13 protein-coding genes are annotated in these 20182 nt (G+C 71.5%); 9 read left to right on the forward strand and 4 right to left on the reverse strand.

Going from position 1 to position 20182, the window contains the following annotated elements; translation table 11 throughout:
- Positions 1–89: 89 nt before the first annotated feature.
- Both AB0I91_RS43100 and AB0I91_RS43105 read right to left on the reverse strand, forming a co-directional pair.
- The gene (locus AB0I91_RS43100; RefSeq protein WP_498785781.1) at positions 90–527 is read right to left on the reverse strand and encodes a peptidoglycan-binding domain-containing protein; all 438 of its coding nucleotides are present in this window, start codon (positions 525–527) and stop codon (positions 90–92) included.
- A gap of 138 nt (positions 528–665) precedes the next feature.
- On the reverse strand, positions 666–3518 hold the full coding sequence (locus tag AB0I91_RS43105; protein ID WP_499642022.1) for a glycoside hydrolase family 3 C-terminal domain-containing protein: 2853 nt from the start codon (positions 3516–3518) through the stop codon (positions 666–668).
- A gap of 198 nt (positions 3519–3716) precedes the next feature.
- Here AB0I91_RS43105 and AB0I91_RS43110 point away from each other — a divergent pair, with 198 nt between their 5' ends.
- From AB0I91_RS43110 to AB0I91_RS43145, 8 genes are all read left to right on the forward strand, one after another.
- Positions 3717–5396: an ABC transporter substrate-binding protein gene (locus tag AB0I91_RS43110; protein ID WP_499642024.1), complete on the forward strand. Its 1680-nt coding sequence runs from the start codon at positions 3717–3719 to the stop codon at positions 5394–5396.
- On the forward strand, positions 5393–6355 hold the full coding sequence (locus AB0I91_RS43115) for an ABC transporter permease (protein ID WP_498785773.1): 963 nt from the start codon (positions 5393–5395) through the stop codon (positions 6353–6355). Before AB0I91_RS43110 ends, AB0I91_RS43115 begins: the two co-directional genes overlap by 4 nt.
- A complete protein-coding gene (locus AB0I91_RS43120) occupies positions 6352–7329 on the forward strand; it encodes a carbohydrate ABC transporter permease (RefSeq protein ID WP_498785771.1) in 978 nt (325 codons plus the stop codon). The genes AB0I91_RS43115 and AB0I91_RS43120 overlap by 4 nt, the downstream gene beginning before the upstream one ends.
- A gap of 70 nt (positions 7330–7399) precedes the next feature.
- A complete protein-coding gene (locus AB0I91_RS43125) occupies positions 7400–8440 on the forward strand; it encodes a LacI family DNA-binding transcriptional regulator (protein WP_498785769.1) in 1041 nt (346 codons plus the stop codon).
- 79 nt (positions 8441–8519) lie between these two features.
- Entirely contained in the window at positions 8520–10550 is a 2031-nt protein-coding gene (locus AB0I91_RS43130) for a glycoside hydrolase family 31 protein (RefSeq protein ID WP_499642026.1), read from the forward strand.
- Positions 10547–12508 (forward strand): beta-galactosidase, encoded by a 1962-nt coding sequence (locus tag AB0I91_RS43135; protein WP_499642028.1) that lies wholly within the window; start codon positions 10547–10549, stop codon positions 12506–12508. Before AB0I91_RS43130 ends, AB0I91_RS43135 begins: the two co-directional genes overlap by 4 nt.
- Positions 12509–12596: 88 nt before the next feature.
- Positions 12597–14096, forward strand: coding sequence for a glycoside hydrolase family 43 protein (locus tag AB0I91_RS43140; protein ID WP_499642030.1), 1500 nt, complete (start codon positions 12597–12599; stop codon positions 14094–14096).
- A 314-nt stretch (positions 14097–14410) separates the two neighbouring features.
- A complete protein-coding gene (locus AB0I91_RS43145) occupies positions 14411–16393 on the forward strand; it encodes a cellulase family glycosylhydrolase (protein ID WP_499642032.1) in 1983 nt (660 codons plus the stop codon).
- A 105-nt stretch (positions 16394–16498) separates the two neighbouring features.
- Here the strand turns inward: AB0I91_RS43145 and AB0I91_RS43150 are convergent, their stop codons facing one another.
- On the reverse strand, positions 16499–17806 hold the full coding sequence (locus AB0I91_RS43150) for a CE1 family esterase (protein WP_499642034.1): 1308 nt from the start codon (positions 17804–17806) through the stop codon (positions 16499–16501).
- Between the two features lie 630 nt (positions 17807–18436).
- Between AB0I91_RS43150 and AB0I91_RS43155 the strand changes: the two genes are divergently transcribed.
- On the forward strand, positions 18437–19420 hold the full coding sequence (locus AB0I91_RS43155) for an acetylxylan esterase (RefSeq protein WP_499642036.1): 984 nt from the start codon (positions 18437–18439) through the stop codon (positions 19418–19420).
- Positions 19421–19489: 69 nt separating this feature from the next.
- On the opposite strand, the gene AB0I91_RS43160 is transcribed toward AB0I91_RS43155, so the two are convergent.
- Positions 19490–20182: cellulose binding domain-containing protein (locus tag AB0I91_RS43160; protein WP_499642038.1), on the reverse strand; the 693-nt coding region annotated here is incomplete at its 5' end.

Genomic DNA, 20182 nt, shown 5'->3' on the forward strand with positions numbered 1-20182 from the left:
GGGGGCGCCGCGCCCCGGCGCGGCCCCCGCGCCCCCCCCCCCGGCGCCCCCCGCGGCCCGCCGGGCCCGGGGGGCGCCCCGCCGCACGCTCAGGACACGAAGACGCAGGTATCGGTCCGCAAGCCGTTGTTGTGGAACACGGGCCACTTCAGCGCCGCGCGCGTGTTCGGGCCGTAGCTGCCGTCCGCGAGGACGCCCCGACGCTGCTGGGCGTACTTCAGGCGCTCCTCCGTGATGGCGCCGAAATCGCTGTCCGCGACGAGGTTCGGCGCCCAGTTGCAGTACTTCAACGCCAACTGGAGCGCGTTCACCGCGCTGCCGTAGGAACCGCGTTCCAGGTAGCAGGTCGTGCTGCCGGTGGCCTTGTGGTAGGGCTGCTTGGTGCCGTAGAGGCTGTTGTGCTGCACCCACTTCACCCCGTCGCACCAGCCCACCGCGGCCGCGGCCGCGGTGCCTCCCGCACCGACGACGCTGAACCCTGCGAGCAGTGCCGCTGCCGCGGCGATCGTCGCGATGTACCGACGCATGGTCGTCCTCTCGTTCGCCACCGGCGAGTCCGCCGGTGCCTCCCCTGTGGTCGCCACGCTAGGTCGCGCCGCCGTTCGGCGGAGTCGGGCGAACACCCGACACGGTCGATCGCCGGGCACGCCGATGGCCGGGCGTGGTCAGGCCGGTGCGGTCGTCGGGCGCGAGGAGGTGAGGCGGAAGGCGGCCAGGCGGAAGTCGCCGTGCAGGGTCAGCGACAGGTCGTGGACGCCGTCCGGCCGCTCCTCGAACCGCGCCGCGGCCGTCGTCCACGCGTAGCGGTCGCCCGTCACCGGCACGTCGACCGCGCCGAGCGACCGGTCGCCCAGGTGGAACTCCAGCCGGGCCCGCCCCGGACCACCCACCCGCGCCACCTCGACCTCGACGCCCGCGGCGCCGGTCAGGTCCGCGGCGCGGAACAGCAGCGTCGCGGGCCGCGCCGGGTCCGCCGGTGCGACCGCGTCACCGGTCACCCGGGTCGCGTCGACCAGCGCGAGCCCCGAGTAGTCGTCGAAGTCGACCGCACGGGTGTCCCGGTCCACCACCGCGCGCGGCGTGGGGTCCTCGCCGGTGACGGAGAACCGCGCCACGAGGACGTGGTCCTCCGCGGAACGGGCGACGACGATCTCGTAGTCGCCCGGGTCGACCGCGAACGCACCGCGCTCGACGTCCCAGTGCGCGAACCGGTCGACGGGCAGCCGGAAGGTCAGCTCCTCGCCCTCCCCCGCGCCGACGCGGACCTTGCGGAAGTCGACGAGGCGCAGCCGGGGCGCGTCGTAGCGGGCGGCCACCGCCCGCACGTAGACCTGGACCACCTCGCTGCCCGGCCGCGCACCGGTGTTCGCCACCGCCACCGAGACCTCCAGCGACCCGTCCTGCGGCACGACCTCCGACGACAACCGCAGGTCGCGGTACGCGAAGTCGGTGTAGGACAGGCCGTGGCCGAACGCGTACAGCGGCGCGGTCCGGTGGTACTGGTAGGTCCACCCCGCCTTGATGACGTCGTAGTCGAGCGGGTGGGGCAGCTCGTCGTCGCCCCGGTACCAGGTCTGCGGCAGCCGACCGGCCGGCTCCTCGTCGCCGAGCAGCACGGCGGCCAGCGCGTGACCCGTCTCCTGCCCGCCGTGGGACGTCCACACCACGGCGGGCAGGTGCTCGTCGGCCCAGTCCACGGCGTAGGGGTAGCTGCTCATCACCACCAGGACGGTGGCCGGCCGGACCTCGGCGACGGCGCGGAGCAGCGCCTCCTGCGTCCCGGGCAGCGCGGTGCCGGTGCGGTCCTGGGTCTCGCGGCCGTTGATGAGCGGGTGGTTGCCGAGGACGACGACCGCGACGTCGGCGGCGGCCGCGGCGGCGCGAGCCTCCGCCGCGCCGTCGCGGACCAGCTCGCGCGACCAGCGCTCGGCGGTCGCGGGCGTCTCGGCCGTGACGACCACGCGGCCGTCGGCCGGGTCGACCGCGGCGTAGCGGCCGGTGAGGACGTTGCGCACCAGCACCGCGTCGCCGTCGTCCGCGACGGGCTCCAGCACGAACGTCTCGTGCACGTCCCAGCTCTTGACGCGTTCTTCCTCGGTGACGAGGGTGCCGTACTTGGCGCCGAGGTGGCGGCCGGTGTCGGCGGAGCGCAGCGTCACCACGTCGTCACCCCACTCGGTGACGTCGAAGGCGGTGTCGCCGAGCAGGAGCCCGGTGGTGCGGGAACGCAGCGCGATGCGGTCGTCACCGGACACGCGGACCACGTCGCCGACCGCCTCCTCGAGCCCGGCGGCGACGGTGACCCGGTACGGCATCGTGCCGCTGTACCAGTCCTCGTGCAGCACGTCGGACAGCGGGCCGATGACCGCGACGCGGGGCGCGGCGGCCTTGTCGAGCGGCAGCAGCCCGTCGTTCTTCAGCAGCACCACGGCCTCGGTGGCCGCCCGCGCGGCGAGCACGCGGTGGTCCGGGTGGTCGATCGCGTCGGGGCCGATCGCCGCGTACGGGTCGAGGTCCGGGTCGAACTCGCCGAGGCGGAACCGCAGCTCCAGCTGCCGGCGCACGGCGCGGTCGACGTCGGCCTCGTCGATCAGGCCGCGCTCCAGCGCCTCGCGCAGCCGCCCGACCGGCGTGCCGCTGTCCGTGCCGTGGTCGGTGAAGCTGTCGATGCCCGCCTTGAGAGCGGCGGCGTGCGACTCCGCGTGGTCGTCGAAGTAGTGCTCCAGGTCGACCAGGTTGGACGGCGCCTCCGCGTCGCTGACCACGAACAGCTCGTGCCCGGTCGGCTCGGCCCAGCGGCGCAGCTCGTCCCCGATCAGCGGGCTGACGTGACACGGACGGCCGTTGACCAGGTTGTACGCGGCCATGACGCCGGTCGCCGCGCCGGAGGCCACCACGGGCCGGAACGCCGCGAGGTCGTACTCGTGCAGCACCCGGGGGCGCACGCCGGAGGACGTGGTGCAGCGGTCGTCCTCGTTGTTGTAGGCCAGGAAGTGCTTGAGCACGGGTGCGGCGCGCAGGAACCTCGGGTCGTCGCCCGCGAGCCCCCGGCAGAACGCCTCCGCGATCCGCGCGGTGTGCACCGGGTCCTCGGAGTAGCCCTCCTCGTTGCGCCCCCAGCGCGGGTCGCGCAGCAGGTTCACCACCGGCGCCCACGCCTGCAGGCTCGTCCGGCCGTCGCCCTCGGCCGGCGGCCGGTGCAGGTGGAACGCGCGCAGCTCGACCGAGGTCGCCTCGGCCACGCGGCGCACCAGCTCCTCGTCCCAGGTCGCGCCCAGGCCCACGGCCTGCGGGAACGACGTGGCGACACCCAGCCACGACACGCCGTGCAACGCCTCGGCCCCGGTGCGGAACGCGGCGACGCCCAGCCGGGGAACGGCGGGGGCGTACTGGTGCAGCATCGCGATCCGCTCGTCGAGCGTCAGCCGGGCGAGCAGGTCATCGACGCGCTTGCGCACGTCCAGCCCGGAGTCGTGGAACGGCAGCCGCCCGGTGGCGGACAGGGATGAGGAACTCACGCGGCACAACCCCTCGGGTCAGATCATGTGAAGCGCTTCAACGCTGACACGGAGCCCGTGACACTGTCAATGAGTGCCTGCCCAGCCTGCATCTTGGCGGCCAACTGGCTCTTGCCGTGCGCCAGGTCACATGACTACTCTCCCGGCATCGTCAAGCGCTTCGACACTCCGCTTTCAACGAAGAAGGGTGGCCCTGTCATGGGGATTGAGCTGAATCGCCGGAGGTTCCTGAGCGTCTCGGCCTCGGTCGCGGGACTCACGGCCATGGGTGGCCTGCTGTCCGCGTGCGGCGGCGGCGCCCAGCAGAAGACCGGCGCCAACAGCGACGCCCTCAAGTCCGCGCTCCCGAACTACGTGCCGAGCACGTCGATCAAGCCGGACATCCCCTCGGTGGCCGGTGGCGCGGACATCCTGACCGACCCGGGGTTCCTCACCTACCCTTCGAACCCGGTCGCCACGGTGTCCGGCGTGCCGGGCAAGGGCGGCAGGTACACGACCGTCACGCCGCTGTGGGGCACGATCCCGCCCGCCGACAACTCGTTCTACCAGGCCATGAACGAGGCGCTGGGTGTCACGCTCGACATGAAGCCCGCCGACGGCAACAACTACGCCACGATCATCCCCACCATGACCGCCGCCAAGCGGCTGCCCGACTGGATCCAGCTGCCGACCTGGTGGAACTCCAACTTCAGCGTCGGTGAACTGGCCGGGTCGCAGCTCGCGGACCTCACGCCCTACCTGTCCGGCGACAACATCAAGAAGTACCCCAACCTCGCGGCCATCCCCACGGGCGCCTGGCAGGCCGGGGCCTGGGGCGACAAGATCTACGGCATCCCGTCGTTCTCCAGCGGGTTCGTGGTCGCCGGCACCACGTTCTACCGCCGCGACCTCTTCGACGCCAAGGGCATCACCGCGGACCAGGTGAAGTCCGCCGACGACCTGATGAACCTGGGCAAGGAGCTGACCGACGCCAAGGGCGGCGTGTGGGCCTTCGACGACGTGTGGACCTACATGTTCCCGTCGTGGAACGTGCCCCTCAAGTGGAAGGTCGACAACGGCAAGCTGATCCACAAGTACGACATGCCGGAGCTGCTGGACGCCCTGGAGTGGCACTACCAGCTCGCGACCGCCGGCTACCTGCACCCGGACGCGCAGGCCGGCGACAACACCAACGCCAACGTGCGCTTCTACTCCGGGAAGGTGCTGATCGGGGGCGGTGGCACCGGCGCGTGGAACGCCGCCGACCACCAGTCCGGCACGGCCGCCAACCCGAACTTCCGGCGGGGCTCCTTCGACTTCTTCACCGCCGACGGCAAGGGCGAGCCGCAGATCTACCTCGGCCCCTCCACCAGCATCATGAGCTACCTCAACAGCAGCCTGAAGCCGGAGCAGATCGAGGAGCTGCTGGCGGTCGCCAACTACCTGGCCGCGCCGTTCGGCTCGAAGGAGTACACGCTGGTCAACTTCGGTGTCGAAGGCGTCCACCACACGATGGTCAACGGCGTGCCGACCGCCACCGAAGAGGGCAAGAAGAACGTCCAGGCACAGACCTTCCCGTTCCTGGCCTCGCCGCCCGCGGTGGTCAGCAACCCCGGCTCGGACGTCGTCACCAAGGACCTCACCGCCTGGCAGGCCGCGAACGTCAAGCACCTGCGCAAGCCCGTGTTCTGGAACATGAACATCAGCCTGCCGCGGTCGATGGCCACCACCGACGCGGCGCAGGCCGTCGAGGACGCCATCAAGGACTGCTACCACGGCAAGAAGAAGGTCGCCGAAGTGAAGGAGGCGATCACCACCTGGAAGTCCAGCGGCGGCGGCGACAAGCTCGTCCAGTGGATGGACGAGAACGTGCTGCAGAAGCACGGGACCGGGCAGTGAGTTCCGCGGTCACGGAACGGCCCGCGCGCGAGGACGACGCGCGGAGGAACAAGCTGAGCCTGCGGGTGAGGCTGCGGCGCGACCGGTCGCTGCTGCTGATGACCGTGCCCGCCGTCCTGCTGCTCCTGGTCTTCAACTACGTGCCGCTGTTCGGGCTGCTGACGGCGTTCCAGGACTACAACCCGCTGGTGGGGGTGTGGAACAGCGAGTGGGTGGGCCTCGCCCAGTTCGAGGTCCTGTTCGAGGACTCGCTGTTCTGGGGGTCGCTGACCAACACGCTGTACCTCAGCTTCGTCCAGCTGATCCTGTTCTTCCCGATCCCCATCGCGCTGGCGCTGCTGCTGAACTCGGTGCTCAGCGAACGGCTGCGCAACCTCATCCAGTCCATCGCCTACCTGCCGCACTTCTTCTCCTGGGTGCTCGCGATCACGATCTTCCAGCAGATGTTCGGCGGTGCGGGGCTGCTCAACCAGTTCCTGCGCAGCAACGACATCGGCACCTGGGACATCATGACCGACCCGGACACCTTCGTGCTGCTGATCACCTCGCAGGCGATCTGGAAGGAGGCCGGCTGGTCGATCATCGTGTTCCTCGCCGCGCTCGCCGCCATCAACACCGACCTGTACGAGTCGTCCGCGGTGGACGGTGCCGGGCGGTGGCGGCGGCTGTGGCACATCACCCTGCCCGGGATGGCCGGCGTCATCATGCTGATGCTGGTGCTGCGCCTGGGCAACGCGCTCACCGTCGGGTTCGAGCAGTTCCTGATCCAGCGGGACGCGGTCGGCCACGAGGCGGCCGACGTGCTCGACACCTTCGCGTTCTACTACGGCATCGCCACCAACAACTACAGCTACGGCGCGGCGGCCGGGTTGTTCAAGAGCGTCATCTCGCTGCTGCTCATCTGGGGCGCGAACAAGCTGGCGCACGCCTTCGGCGAAGACGGGTTGTACCGGAAATGACCGAGACGCTGACCATCGAACGCACCAAGGACAAGCGCGCGGTGACCGGCCGGGCGCCCGCCCGGCGCCGCAAGCGCGGCAAACGACCGGTCTGGGAGGAGCCGCCGACCGCGGCCGGCCAGACCGCGAAGGGCCTGACCCTCGGCATGGTGGTGGCCGTGGTCCTGGTCCCGTTGTGGATCATCGTGGTGACCAGCCTGTCCACCCAGGCGGCGGTCAACCGCGCGGGCGGCCTGGTGATCTGGCCGACCGACGTGACCTTCGAGGCGTACCGCGTCATGCTGGGCGACTCCACGGTGCGCAACGCGCTGCTGGTCAGCCTCGGCATCACGGCGGTCGGCACGGCGGTGTCCATGGTCGTGTCGATCCTGTGCGCCTACGGCCTGTCCCGGTCCGGCTCGGTGGCCCACCGCTTCATCCTGGTGCTGCTGATCCTCACCATGTTCGTCAGCGGCGGCCTGATCCCGACCTTCCTGGTCGTCACCGAACTGGGCGGTTACGGGCAGTGGTGGGCGTTGATCCTGCCCACCGCGGTCTCGGTGTTCAACATCCTGGTGCTGCGGGCGTTCTACTCGGACACCTCGGCCGACCTGATCGAGGCGGCCCGGATCGACGGCGCGGGCGACTGGCGGATCCTGTGGTCGATCGTGCTGCCGACGTCCCGGGCCGTGACGGCGGTCGTCGCCCTGTTCTACGGCGTCGGCTACTGGAACTCGTTCTTCAACGTGATGCTGTACATGCCGACCGACAGCGAGAAGTGGCCGTTGCAGTACGTGCTGCTGACCTACGTGAACCGGGGCAACGGGCTGCCCGGGTCGGTGAACGCGGGCTTCGGCTCGCAGTTCTCGCAGACCGCGCCGCTGTCGTTGCAGATGGCGGTGGTGGTCCTGACGATCGTGCCGCTGCTGCTGGTGTACCCGTTCATGCAGAAGCACTTCCGTGTCGGCGTGCTCACCGGGGCGGTCAAGGGCTGAACCGGCACACTGGGCGCACGCGGGCACCGGTACGGGCCCGGAAGAGGACGAGAAAGCAGGAGCATCACGCATGGTGACACTCGCCGATGTGGCCAGGCACGCGGGCGTGTCCGCCAGCACGGTCAGCTACGTGCTCAGCGGCAAGCGCTCGATCTCCGAGGAGACCCGGCGCCGCGTCGAGCGTTCGGTGGCCGAGCTCGGCTACCACCCCAACGCCGGCGCCAGGGCGCTGGCCGCGAAGCGCTCGCACATAGTCGCCCTCGTGGTGCCCCTGCGCGCCGACGTCTACGTGCCGATCATGATGCAGATCGCCATCTCGGTCACCATGACGGCCCGCAAGCACGGTTACGACGTGCTGCTGATCACCAACGACGAGGGGCCGGAGGGCGTGCGCCGGGTCGCGGTGAGCGGCCTGGCGGACGGGGTGATCCTCATGGACGTCGGGTTGGACGACGAGCGCATCCCGGTGCTGCGCGAGTTGCGCACGCAGGCCGCGCTCATCGGCCTGCCCGACGACCACAGCGGCCTGTCCTGCGTGGACCACGACTTCGCGGCCGCGGGCGCGTTGTGCGCGGACCACCTCGCCGACCTGGGCCACCGGGAGGTCGCGTTCATCGGGTACGGCTCGGGGGTGTACCAGCGGCACGCCGGGTACGCCGAGCGCACCCTGATGGGCTTCCGGGACCGCGCCGAGGCCAGAGGTCTGCGCTTCGTGCACCGGCCGTGCGAGGGCACCTACGAGAGCACCGCCGGGACGCTGGCCCGCATCCTCGCCGACCGGCCGGACACCACGGGGTTCGTGGTGCAGAACGAGGGCGCGATCGGCCCGCTGCTCAGCCTGCTGCGCATCAGCGGGCGGACGGTCCCCGAGGACGCCTCCGTGATCGCGCTGTGCCCGGAACTGCTCGCCGAGCAGTACGCGCCGGCGCTGACGGCGGTCACCGGCCCCGCGCAGGAGCTCGGCCGGGTCGCGGTCGAGCAGCTCATGGAGCGGATCACCGCCGCCGGGCGCGACGAGGTGCCCGACGACGAGCTCGTGCTGCTCGAACCCGTGCTGACCGTCCGGGAGAGCACCGGCCCGCACCGCAGCCGAACCCCCAGCTCGACCTGACGACCACCGAGCGGCTCCCCCGCGCCCACCCGCCGTTCGGCGCGGACGCGGTGGACCGTCACCACCGCCAGGAGCACCGATGCACTTCCGCGATCTCGGCAACGCCCTCGAGTGGCGGGCCGGCGGCGAGACCCTGCGCGTCGAGGCGTGGGGACCCGACGCGGTCCGGGTCCGGGCCACCCCCGGCGGACCGGTGCTCGACGACCTGCCCGGCGCGCTGCTCGACGCCCCGCCGGGCGGCGCGCCGGAGATCGACGTCGCCGAGCACCACGCGACCCTGGTCAACGGCGCGCTGACGGTGCGGGTCGACGCAGACACCGCCGGCTCGGTCACCCCGCACCTGCCGGCGACCGCGGGCCGGCTGACGTTCCTGCGCACGGCGGACGGCGCGGAGCTGCCGGCCGAGCAGCCCGCCCACTTCTGGTGGCCGGGCCCGCGGTCGGCGGCGCCGACCGGCAACGGCTACCACCGCCTGGAGCAGCGGTTCCGCGCCTACCCCGGTGAACGGCTCCACGGCCTCGGCCAGCACACCCACGGCCTGTTCGACCAGAAGGGCGCCGTGGTCGACCTCGTGCAGCGCAACGGCGAGGTGACCATCCCGCTGCTGGTGTCCGACCGCGGCTACGGCCTGCTGTGGAACTCGCCCGCCGTCGGCCGCGTCGAGCTGGCCGAGAACGGCACCCGGTGGGTGGCCGACAGCGCGCGCCAGATCGACTACTGGGTGACCGCGGGCCCGCCGGCCGACGTGCTGCGCCGGTACGCCGACGCGACCGGCCACGCGCCGGAGCTGCCCGGGTGGGCGGCCGGTTTCTGGCAGTGCAAGCTGCGCTACCGCACCCAGGAGGAGCTGCTGGAAGTCGCCCGCGAGCACCGGCGGCGCGGCCTGCCGCTGTCCGTGATCGTGTGCGACTTCTTCCACTGGACCCACCTCGGCGAGTGGCGCTTCGACCCCGAGGAGTGGCCCGACCCGGCCGCGATGGTGCGCGAGCTGGACGAGCTGGGCGTCAAGCTCATGGTCTCGGTCTGGCCGTCCGTGGGCCCGGCGAGCGAGAACTACCACCCGATGCGGGACCGGGGCCTGTTCATCCGGTCCGACCACGGGCCGGCGGCCCACGCCGACTGGCCGGACAAGAGCCTGGGCGCGTACTCGGCGCCGGTCGCGTTCTACGACAGCACCAACCCCGAGGCCCGCGACTACGTCTGGGAGCGCCTCCGGCGCGGCTACCACGAGCTGGGCATCACGGTCTTCTGGCTCGACGCCTCCGAGCCCGAGCTCAAGCCCGGCCACCAGACCGGTCTGCGCTACCACGCGGGTCCGGGCCAGGAGGTCGCCAACCTGTACCCGCGCGAGCACGCCCGCATGGTCCACGACGGGCTGCGCGCGGCGGGCGAGACCGCGATCATCTCGCTCAACCGGTCGTCCTGGGCGGGCGCGCAGCGCTACGGCGCGGCGCTGTGGTCCGGCGACATCGGCACGGACTTCGCCACGCTGCGGGCGCAGATCAAGGCCGGCCTGAACGTGATGATGTCCGGCATCCCCTGGTGGACGACGGACATCGGCGGCTTCCACGGCGGCGACCCGGACGACCCGGCGTACCGCGAGGTGCTGGTGCGGTGGTTCCAGTACGGGGCGTTCTGCCCGCTGTTCCGCCTGCACGGCTTCCGCGGCCCGGCGCAGGTCCTGGAGCCCGCCATGACCGGCCTGCCCAACGAGGTCTGGTCCTACGGCGACGAGGTCTACCCGATCCTGGTCGACCACCTCCACCTGCGCGAACGCCTGCGGCCGTACGTCATGGAGCAGATGCGCGCCGCCTCGGCGACCGGAGTGCCGCCGATGCGGCCGCTGTTCCTGGAGTTCCCCGACGACGAGCGGGCGTGGGAGGTCGACGACGCGTTCCTGCTCGGCCCCAACCTGCTCGTCGCGCCCGTCACCACCGCGGGGGCGCGGGAGCGGACGGTGCACCTGCCCGCCGGCGCCCGGTGGACCGACGCGTGGACCGGCCGGGAGCACGCGGGAGGGCAGGCGGTCACCGTCGCCGCCCCGCTCGAACGCATCCCCCTGTTCGTGCGCGACGACGCACGGCTGCCACTGCACGAGGAGCGGGCATGACGGCGCACGACCTGACCGGGCGGCTCGGCGGTCTCGCCTTCGGCGGCGACTACAACCCCGAGCAGTGGGACGAGCCGGTCTGGGCCGAGGACGACGAGTTGATGCGCCGGGCGCGGGTCAACCTCGCCACGGTCGGCGTGTTCTCCTGGGCCCTGATGGAGCCCGAGGAGGGCCGCTACGACTTCGCCTGGCTCGACGCCCACCTCGACCGGCTGCACGCGAACGGCGTCGCGGTCGACCTGGCCACGCCCACCGCGTCCCCTCCCCCGTGGTTCACCAGGGCGCACCCAGACGCGCTGCCGGTGACCGCCGAGGGCGTGCGGCTGGTGCACGGCAGCCGTGACACGTACTGCCTCGCCGCGCCGGCCTACCGCGACGCGGCCCGCCGCATCGCCGCCGCACTGGCCGAGCGCTACGGCAGCCACCCCGCGGTCGCGCTCTGGCACGTGCACAACGAGTACGCCACGCTCTGCCTCTGCGACCACGCCGCCGCCGCGTTCCGCACCTGGCTGCGCGACCGGCACGGCACGCTGGACGCGCTCAACGACGCGTGGGGCACGGCCTTCTGGAGCCAGCGCTACACCTCGTGGGACGACGTCCTGCCGCCGCGCGCCACGCAGTGGCACCACAACCCCGGGCAGTCGCTGGACTTCCGCCGGTTCTCCTCCGACCTGGCGCTGGCCGCCTACCGGGAGCAGCGCGACGCGATCCGCGCGCACAGCGACCGACCGGTCACCACGAACCTGATGCTGCCCGGTTACCAGAACCTCGACCTGTGGGCGTTCGGCCGCGAGGTGGACCTCGTGACCATCGACCACTACCCGGACCGGCCCGGTCTCGACGCCGCGGCGGACACCGCGTTCGGCGCGGACCGCGCGCGGTGCTTCGGGGGCGGCCGACCGTGGTTGCTCATGGAGCAGGGCGCGAACACCGTCTACGCCGAAGGCCGGGTGCTGCCGAAGGACCCGGGCGACATCCTGCGGCACACGCTGAGCCACGTCGCGCGCGGCTCGGACGGCGCGCTGTTCTTCCAGTGGCGCCAGTCGAGGGCGGGCGCCGAGACGTGGCACTCGGCGATGGTGCCGCACGCCGGGCCCGACAGCCGGATCTTCCGCGAGGTGCAGGCCCTCGGCGAGGCCGTCGCCCGGCTCGCCGAGGTGGCCGGCTCGACGGTGACCGCCGAGGTGGCGGTGCTGCACGACGCGGAGGCGTGGTGGGCGTCGGAGGCCGACGGCCTGCCCTCGCCGGAGCTCGACTACCACTCGATGCTGCGGCGTGCGCACCGGGCGTTGTGGGACGCGGGGGTCGTGACCGACTTCGCCCACCCCGAGCACGACCTGAGCCGATACCGCCTCGTCCTGGCCCCCGCCCTGCTCCTGATGTCCGACGCGGGCGCGGCGAACCTGCGCCGCTACGTCGCCGACGGCGGCACGCTGCTCGTCCAGCACTTCAGCGGCGTCGTCGACGAGCGCCCCCACGCCCGACTCGGCGGCTACCCGGCGCCGCCGCTGCGCGAAGCCCTCGGCCTCCGGGTCGAGGAGCCGCGGCCGTTGCGGCGCGAGGAGCGGATCACGCTGTCCGACGGCGCGCTCGGCACCGTGTGGAGCGAGTACCTGCACCTCGACGGCGCCGAGGCGATCGCGACCTACACCCACGGGATGCTCGCCGGACGCCCGGCGCTCACCCGCCACGCCTTCGGCGCCGGTCACGGCTGGTACCTCTCCACCGTCCTCGACGCGGGCGACTACGGCGCGCTGGTCGAGCGGCTGCTGGGCGAAGCCGGCGTGCTCCGCGAGTGGCCGCCCGGCGTGGAAGCCGTCACCCGCGGCGGCCTGCGCTTCCTGATCAACCACGGCGGTGACGCCGTCCCGCTCCCCGAACCCGCGCACGACCTGCTCACCGGCGCTCCGCTGGCCGAACTGCCACCTCAGGGCTGCGCCGTGCTCCGGACACCCTGACCCCGAACCCGACCCCGTCGACCACGCCGTGCGCCGTGCCGCACCGGTGCGCCGGAGCGCGCCCCCGAACAACGAAGGGCTTGATGGGATGTCCTCGAACCACAGCGCGTTCACCAACCCCGTGATCGCGGGTTTCCACCCCGACCCGAGCGTCTGCCGCGTCGGCGACGACTACTACCTCGCCTGCTCCAGCTTCGAGTACTTCCCCGGCGTGCCGCTCTTCCACAGCCGAGACCTGGTGCGGTGGACGCAGATCGGCAACGTGCTCGACCGGCCGGAGCAGCTCCGCCTCCCGCTCGACTCGCCGTCCTCCGCCGGGGTCTACGCGCCGACCCTGCGCCACCACGACGGCCGGTTCTGGCTCATCACCACGAACGTGAGCGGCGACGGCAACCTCCTGGTCACCGCCACCGACCCCGCCGGACCGTGGTCGGACCCGGTCCTGCTGCCCGACCTGCCCGGCATCGACCCCGACCTCGCGTGGGACGACGACGGCGCCTGCTGGAGCACGGTCGCCGGGGTGTCCCAGGTCCGGATCGACCCGCACACCGGGCAGGTGCTCGACGCGCCGAAGCGGATCTGGTCCGGGGCGCCCGGGGCGAAGGCGCCGGAAGCGCCGCACCTGTACCGGATCGGCGAGTACTGGTACCTGCTCATCGCCGAGGGCGGCACCGAACGCGGCCACGGCGTCTCGATCGCCCGCGCCCGCACGCCCGCCGGCCCGTTCGAGGCGTGCCCGGCCAACCCGGTCCTGACCCACCGGGGCACCGACCACCCGATCCAGAACACCGGGCACGGCGACCTCGTGCAGGGGCCGGACGGCTCGTGGTGGCTGGTGCTGCTGGGGGTGCGGCCGGGTGGTGGGACGCCCGGCTGGCACGTGCTGGGCCGGGAGACGTTCCTCGCGCCCGTGACCTGGGTGGACGACTGGCCGGTCGTCGGCCCCTTGGAGCTCGACGCGACCGTGCCCTGGCCGCTGGCGCCGGAGCCGATCGAGGCGCCCCGCGACGACTTCGACCTCCCCGTGCTCCAGCCGGCCTGGATCTCGCTGCGCGACCGGCAGGAGCGGCACTGCACGACGAAGGAGCGCGCCGGGTGGTTGACGCTCCACGCGCGCGGGGAGTCCCTGGACGCGCTCGACGTCGTGTTCGTCGGCCGCCGCCAGCGGCACCCGTCCTGCCGGGTGCGCACGCTGGTGGACGCCTCGGGAGGAACGGGCGGTCTGGCGGTGCGACTGGACGAGGAGCACCACTACGAGGTCGAGGCGACCGCCGGCGAGGTGCGGGTGCTCGCCCGCGTCGGCTCGCTGAAGACCGTGGTCGCGTCCCGGGCGGTGCCCGCCGGACCGCTGGTCCTGGGCGTCGACGTGCACGAGGAGAAGAGCCTCCGGGACGCGCGCACGGGTCCCGACACCGTGTCCTTCGGCATCGGTGAGCCGGACGGGACCTTCACCACCCTCGCCACCCTGGACGGCCGCTACCTCTCCACCGAGGTCGCCGGCGGCTTCACCGGCCGGGTCATCGGCCTGTACGCCGCCGCGGGCACCGTCCACTTCGACTGGTCCGACTACGAGCCGCTCGACGGCTGACCGACGCCCTCCCCGGGCGTTCCTCGTGCCGCCCCCGATCACCGTGCGGCCCTCGTCCTCGGAGACGTGACCGAGTCCGCGCCTCGCTCACCGACACGACGCCCTGACCGGTCCCGGCGGCCGACCGTCCACCAGGGCTCGTGCGACGTGCGGATCTTCACCGACGACGCGCCGCGTCGGCCGCAACCCCCCGCCGCGGCGGATCACGTCCGCGATCCGGCGCCCCCAACGGCTGTTCGTGCCATCTGAGAAAAGTGAGGAGTTCCATGTTCGGATCGCGCAGGAGGACAGGACCGGTCCATCGGATCGGTGTCGTGGCGGCCGGGGTCGTGGCCCTGACCGCGAGCCTGGTCACGGTGACGGCGAACCAGGCCGTCGCGGCGGAGGCCGGGTGCACCGTCGCGTACTCGGTCACCGGCCAGTGGTCGGGTGGCTTCAACGCCGACGTCGCCGTGACCAACCACGGCGGACCGGTCGACGGCTGGGAGCTGAGCTGGGAGTGGCCGTCCGGTCAGCGGGTCCGCAACGCCTGGAACGCGGAGGTGACCGGGTCCGACGACCGGGTCACCGCCGCGGACGCCGGGTACAACGCCAGGATCGCGGCCGGCTCGACGGTGAAGTTCGGGTTCATCGGCACTTGGGCGGAAGCCAACACGGCGCCGTTGTCGTTCTCGCTCAACGGTGTCACGTGCGTGCACGGCGGCAGGCAGCTCACCGCGATGGAGCACACCGCGGCGATGCAGCCGGGGTGGAACCTCGGCAACACGCTGGACTCGACCGGCGGCGACGAGACGTCCTGGGGCAACCCGCGCATCACGGAAGCCTTGCTGGACAACGTGAAGGCACAGGGCTTCAAGAGCGTGCGCCTTCCTGTCACGTGGAGCGCCCACCTGGGCCCGGACCACGTGATCGAGGCCGCCTACCTGGCCCGCGTCAAGGAGGTCGTGCGCTGGGCGCTGGCACGCGACCTGTACGTGATGATCAACCTCCACCACGACTCGTGGCAGTGGGTCCTGACCATGCCCACCGACCGCACCGGCGTGCTCGACCGGTTCACCGGCATCTGGACGCAGCTGGCGGCCGCCTTCGCCGAGTTCGGGCCCAAGCTGACGTTCGAGAGCTGGAACGAGCCGCAGTTCACCGGGAGCACCGGCAAGCCGCAGGAGATCCAGCTCAACGCCGAGCTGAACGCGACGTTCCACGACATCGTGCGCCGGTCGGGCGGCAACAACGCCAAGCGCCTGCTGGTCCTGCCGACCCTGCACACCTCGTCCGAGCAGGCGTACGTCGACCCGTTGGTGGCGCAGATCCAGGGGTTCGACGACCCCAACCTGATCGCGACCGTGCACTACTACGGCTACTGGCCGTTCAGCGTGAACGTCGCGGGCGGCACGCGTTTCGACGCGGGCGTCCAGAAGGACCTCACCGACACGTTCGACCGCGTCCACGACAGCTTCGTCGCGCGCGGCATCCCGGTGATCATCGGTGAGTACGGCCTGCTCGGCTTCGACCGGCACACCGGGACCATCGAGCAGGGCGAGAAGCTGAAGTTCTTCGAGCACTTCGGCTACTACGCGCGCACCAAGAAGGTCACCACGATGCTGTGGGACAACGGCCAGCACTTCGGCCGCACCTCGTTCCGGTGGAGCGACCCCGAGCTCTACGCGCAGCTCAAGTCGAGCTGGACGACCCGCTCCGGCACGGCCTACACCGACCAGGTGTTCACCGCGAAGTCCGCCGCCATCACGGCCAGGACGATCGCGCTGAACCTCAACGGCACGTCGTTCACCGACCTGTACCACGGCAGCGCGAAACTGGCGCGCGGCCGGGACTACACGATCGACGGCGACCAGCTCACCCTGACCGCCGCGGCGCTGACGAGGCTGAGCGGCTCGCGGGACTACGGCACGAACGCGGTGCTGACGGCCCGCTTCTCCCGGGGCGTGCCGTGGCGGTTCTACGTGATCACCCACGACACCCCGGTGCTGTCCGACGCCACCGGCACGACGGCGTCCTTCGCCATCCCGACGGCGTTCCGCGGCGACCAGCTCGCCACGATGGAGGCCAAGTACGACGACGGCGCCAACGCGGGTCCGCACGACTGGACGTCCTTCAAGGAGTACGACCGGACGTTCGCGCCCGACTACGCGGACGGTCGGACCACCCTGACGTCGGAGTTCTTCGCCGCCGTCAAGGACGACTCACGGGTGACGCTCACGTTCCACTACTGGAGCGGCGACAAGGTGACCTACTACGTCACCAAGTCGGGCGACGCGGTCACCGGCACGACGGCCTGACCGCCACGCGCTGAACCGCGCGCTCGAACGCTCCCCGGGAGGCGGGACCGGATTCCGGTCCACCTCCCGGGGAGCGCTTCGGGTCGGCTCCGCGCTCGGCAGCGGTCAGGAGGCGCAGGTCGCGCCGTTGAGGGTGAACGAGGGCGGTTTGCCGGTGTCGCCCGTGTGGTTGGCCTGGAAGCCGATGCTCACCGACCCGCCGGGGGCGATGGCGCCGTTGTAGGACACGTTCCTGGCCGTGACCTGTCCCGACGAAGGCGAGTAGGAGGCGTTCCACCCGGAGGTGATCGTCTGCCCGCCGGGCAGGGTGAAGACCAGCGACCAGCCGCTGATCGGCGCGCTGCCGGTGTTGGTGATGACGATCTCCGACGTGAGGCCGGAGTTCCACGCGTTGACGGTGTCGGTCACCTTGCAGCCGTCACCGGGCGGGTTCGTGGTCGTCGTCGTGGTCGTGGTCGTGGTGCTCGTCGTGGTGGTCGTCGTCGTGCCGGGGCCGCCCTGGAACTGGGAGATGAACTTCCACGCCTCGCCCTTGGTCCAGGTCCGGATGCCGCTCTCGGCGTAGGTGCCGTCGACCGGGCCGGGCATGTGGCCGTTGTCGAACGCGGCCCACTGCACCGGGTACCCCGCACGGCACGAGTACGTCGTCGTGATGTGGGTCATGCTGCCCTGCGACGGCTCGCGCGGTCTCTGCGGCGTGCAACCGTTGTTCGCCACGAAGCGATCGCGCAGCGACCGCCCCGCCGAGATGTTGAGCACGTTGTCCGTGATGCCGTGCATGCCGAAGTACGCGATCGGCTGACTACCGCCGCTGCACCCGCTCAACTGCGCGCCCGCGTACACCACGACCGCGCGGAACACCGTCGCCCTGGCGCACGCCAGCGCGTAGCTCATGCCGCCGCCGTAGCTGAACCCCATCGCGAACCGCAACGCCGTGTCGACGCACAGGTCCGCCTCGATCCGCCTGATCATGTCGTCGACGAACACCACGTCCTCGCCGCCGGAGTTCGCCCAGCCGTTGCCCAGGCCCTGCGGCGCCACCAGGATCGCGCTGTTGTTCGACTGCTCCTGCATCCCGTAGTACGACCAGGCCGTCCCGCTGGTCCCGCCCGAGGACACGTCGTTCATCGTGCCGCCGCGCCAGTGGAACCCGAAGATCAACCGGTAGGGGCGGGTGTTGTCGTAACCGTCGGGCACCCGCAGGATGAAGCCGCGGCTCTTGCCGCTGCTCGTGATCGTGTGCGTGCCGCTGCGCAACGTCGGGGCCTTGCCGCAGCCGGCGCTCGACGCGAGCGTGCCGACCTGGGCGGACGGTGCGGTCTCGCCGAGTCCTCCGCTCAACGCCGTGCCGGTCGCGGCCGCCGTGAGGAGCACCGCCGCCAACGCGGGCCCGAGAAGCCTACGCGTGATCATCACCTGACTCTTTTCTGCCGTTCGGACATCGAGTGCGCGGGTGACCGCCCACCGCCTCGACCGACCACCCGGCGGCAGGGTGATCGGGTCGTCCGGCGGTGATCGGTCAGCGGTCGTGCGGTCCGGATCGCGCGCGTCGGCCGGCACGACCGCGAGCAGGGGTGCGCGGAGTTGCCCGACCGAGCGATCCGAAAGTTTCGACTAAGGGATTTTCCCTTTCGGGCCAATGTAGGCGTCGATTACGGCGGTGGTCAACGCTCGACAAAGCTAAAATTGTTAGCGCTCACGTCCAGCTGGATTCCGCCAAGATTCCACCAATCACCGTCGATCACCGGTCAAGCGAAACGGGTGCTCGTGTTAACGCAAACCCTCTTCCGCCGGCGCCTCGCCCGACGTTCGACCGGCGGAATGGATCGATCCCATGAGAGGAACACCGGGGCGCTGCTTGGTGAGCACGGCGAGCGGTCCGGTCGAAGCGCTTGACCAGTCGTGTTGAGACGGCATATCGAGACGATCTCCAACAGAGTCCCCAACATCGCGACCACTCCTGGTCGTCACCTGATTGACAGACCAGCGGAGCGCATGCAAACGTCGAAGCGCTTCACTCTCGCGTCTCCCGAAGGACTCCCCATGCCGCTGACGGACTCCCCGCACGACGAACTGGTCGACTACCGCCCGGATTCGAGCCCACCGCCCGACTTCGACGCCTTCTGGGAGCGCACCCTCGCGGCGGCACGCGCCCGCGGCGGGGCCGTGAAGGTCGAGCCGGTCGCCGACCGACACCTGCTGCGCACCGTCGAGGTGGACGACGTGCGGTTCCCCGGCTGGAACGGCGAGCCGGTGGCCGCCTGGCTGCTGCGCCCGCGCGGCGCCGAAGGCGCGCTGCCCGTCGTCGTGACCTACATCGGCTACAGCGGGGGTCGCGGGCTGCCCACCGACCACCTGCTGTGGTCCGCCGCCGGGTACGCGCAGCTCGTCGTCGACAGCCGCGGCCAAGGCCACGACACCCCCGACTCGACCGAGGGCGGCGGCACGCAGTGGGCCGAGGGCTTCATGACCCGCGGCGTCGACTCCCCCGAGCACTACTACTACCGGCGCCTCATGACCGACTGCGTCCGGGCGGTGGACGCGGTCGCCGACCTGCCCGGGCTCGACCACCGACGGGTGATCGTCACCGGCGGGAGCCAGGGCGGCGGCCTCGCGCTCGCCGTCGCGGGACTGGCGCCGGGCAGCGTGGCGGCGGTCCTGCCGGACGTGCCCTTCTTGTGCCACTTCCGCCGGGCGGCCGAGATCAGCGGCGAGGGCCCTTACCAGGAGCTCGCGAAGTACCTGCGCTGGCACAGCCGCCACCACGTGGAGCGGACCTTCGCCACGTTGTCCTACTTCGACGGTGTCCACCTCGCGCAGCGGGCGACAGCGCCGGCCCTGTTCAGCGTCGGCCTGATGGATCCGATCTGCCCGCCCTCCACCGTGTACGCCGCCTACAACCACTACGCGGGCCAGGACCGGACCATGACCGTGTGGCCCTTCGCCGACCACGGCGGCGGCTACGGCTCCAACCCGGCCGTGCAGCTGGCGTGGTTGCACGAGCGCGGGCTCGGCGCGCCGGCCTGACCCACGACGGCGACTCGTCGCCCCCGCCGGACTGGGAGCGTCAGCCGTCCGGCGGGGGTGCCGAGGTGGTCAGCTGGTGCAGGCGACCCCGTTGAGGGTGTAGGAGGCGGGTTTGGCGGCGTTGCCGGTGTGGGTGGCCTGGAAGCCGATGCCGACCGACGCGCCGGGTGCGATGTCGGCGTTGTAGGAGAGGTTCCTGGCCGTCACCTGCCCCGAGGACGGCGAGTAGCTCGCGTTCCAGCCGGAGGTGATGTTCTGCCCGCCGGGCAGGGTGAACACCAGCGACCACCCGGTGATGGGCGTGGACCCGGTGTTGGTGATGGTGATGTCCGAGGTCAGGCCGTTGCCCCAGGCGTTGGTGGTGTTGGTGACCCGGCAGGTGCCGCCCGGCTGCGGAGTGGTGGTTGTCGTGGTTGTCGTCGTCGTGGTGGTCGTGGTCGTCGGCATACCGGAGCCCTTGGCCAGGTAGACGACGGTGCCGTGGGCGGGCACGGTGGCGGAGATGCCGTCGCTCCCCCCGCTGACCGCGTTCGTCCAGGCGTCCCGCAGGGTGATCGACGTGCCTTCCAGGCCGACCTGGTAGCCGTAGGTGGTGATCGTGGTCGGGGTGGAGCCCTGGTTGAACAGGGCGACCGCGACGTTGCCGTTGGACAGGCGCTTGGCCAGGACGCGGCGGGTGCCGTCGTTGGAGATCTGCACGGCCTGCAACCCGAGCGGGTCCTGGTTGATGGCGATGAGGTTGGCGTTCTTCAGGATCGTCTG

This window comes from Actinosynnema sp. NPDC049800, assembly GCF_040656635.1.
In the GTDB taxonomy this organism is placed as follows: Bacteria; Actinomycetota; Actinomycetes; order Mycobacteriales; family Pseudonocardiaceae; genus Actinosynnema.

Coding starts and splice junctions, on each gene's coding strand:
- AB0I91_RS43100 (WP_498785781.1), bottom strand. CDS start 527: ATGCGTCGGTACATCGCGACGATCGCCGCGGCAGCGGCACTGCTCGCA.
- AB0I91_RS43110 (WP_499642024.1), top strand. CDS start 3,717: ATGGGGATTGAGCTGAATCGCCGGAGGTTCCTGAGCGTCTCGGCCTCG.
- AB0I91_RS43120 (WP_498785771.1), top strand. CDS start 6,352: ATGACCGAGACGCTGACCATCGAACGCACCAAGGACAAGCGCGCGGTG.
- AB0I91_RS43125 (WP_498785769.1), top strand. CDS start 7,400: ATGGTGACACTCGCCGATGTGGCCAGGCACGCGGGCGTGTCCGCCAGC.
- AB0I91_RS43130 (WP_499642026.1), top strand. CDS start 8,520: ATGCACTTCCGCGATCTCGGCAACGCCCTCGAGTGGCGGGCCGGCGGC.
- AB0I91_RS43135 (WP_499642028.1), top strand. CDS start 10,547: ATGACGGCGCACGACCTGACCGGGCGGCTCGGCGGTCTCGCCTTCGGC.
- AB0I91_RS43140 (WP_499642030.1), top strand. CDS start 12,597: ATGTCCTCGAACCACAGCGCGTTCACCAACCCCGTGATCGCGGGTTTC.
- AB0I91_RS43150 (WP_499642034.1), bottom strand. CDS start 17,806: ATGATCACGCGTAGGCTTCTCGGGCCCGCGTTGGCGGCGGTGCTCCTC.
- AB0I91_RS43155 (WP_499642036.1), top strand. CDS start 18,437: ATGCCGCTGACGGACTCCCCGCACGACGAACTGGTCGACTACCGCCCG.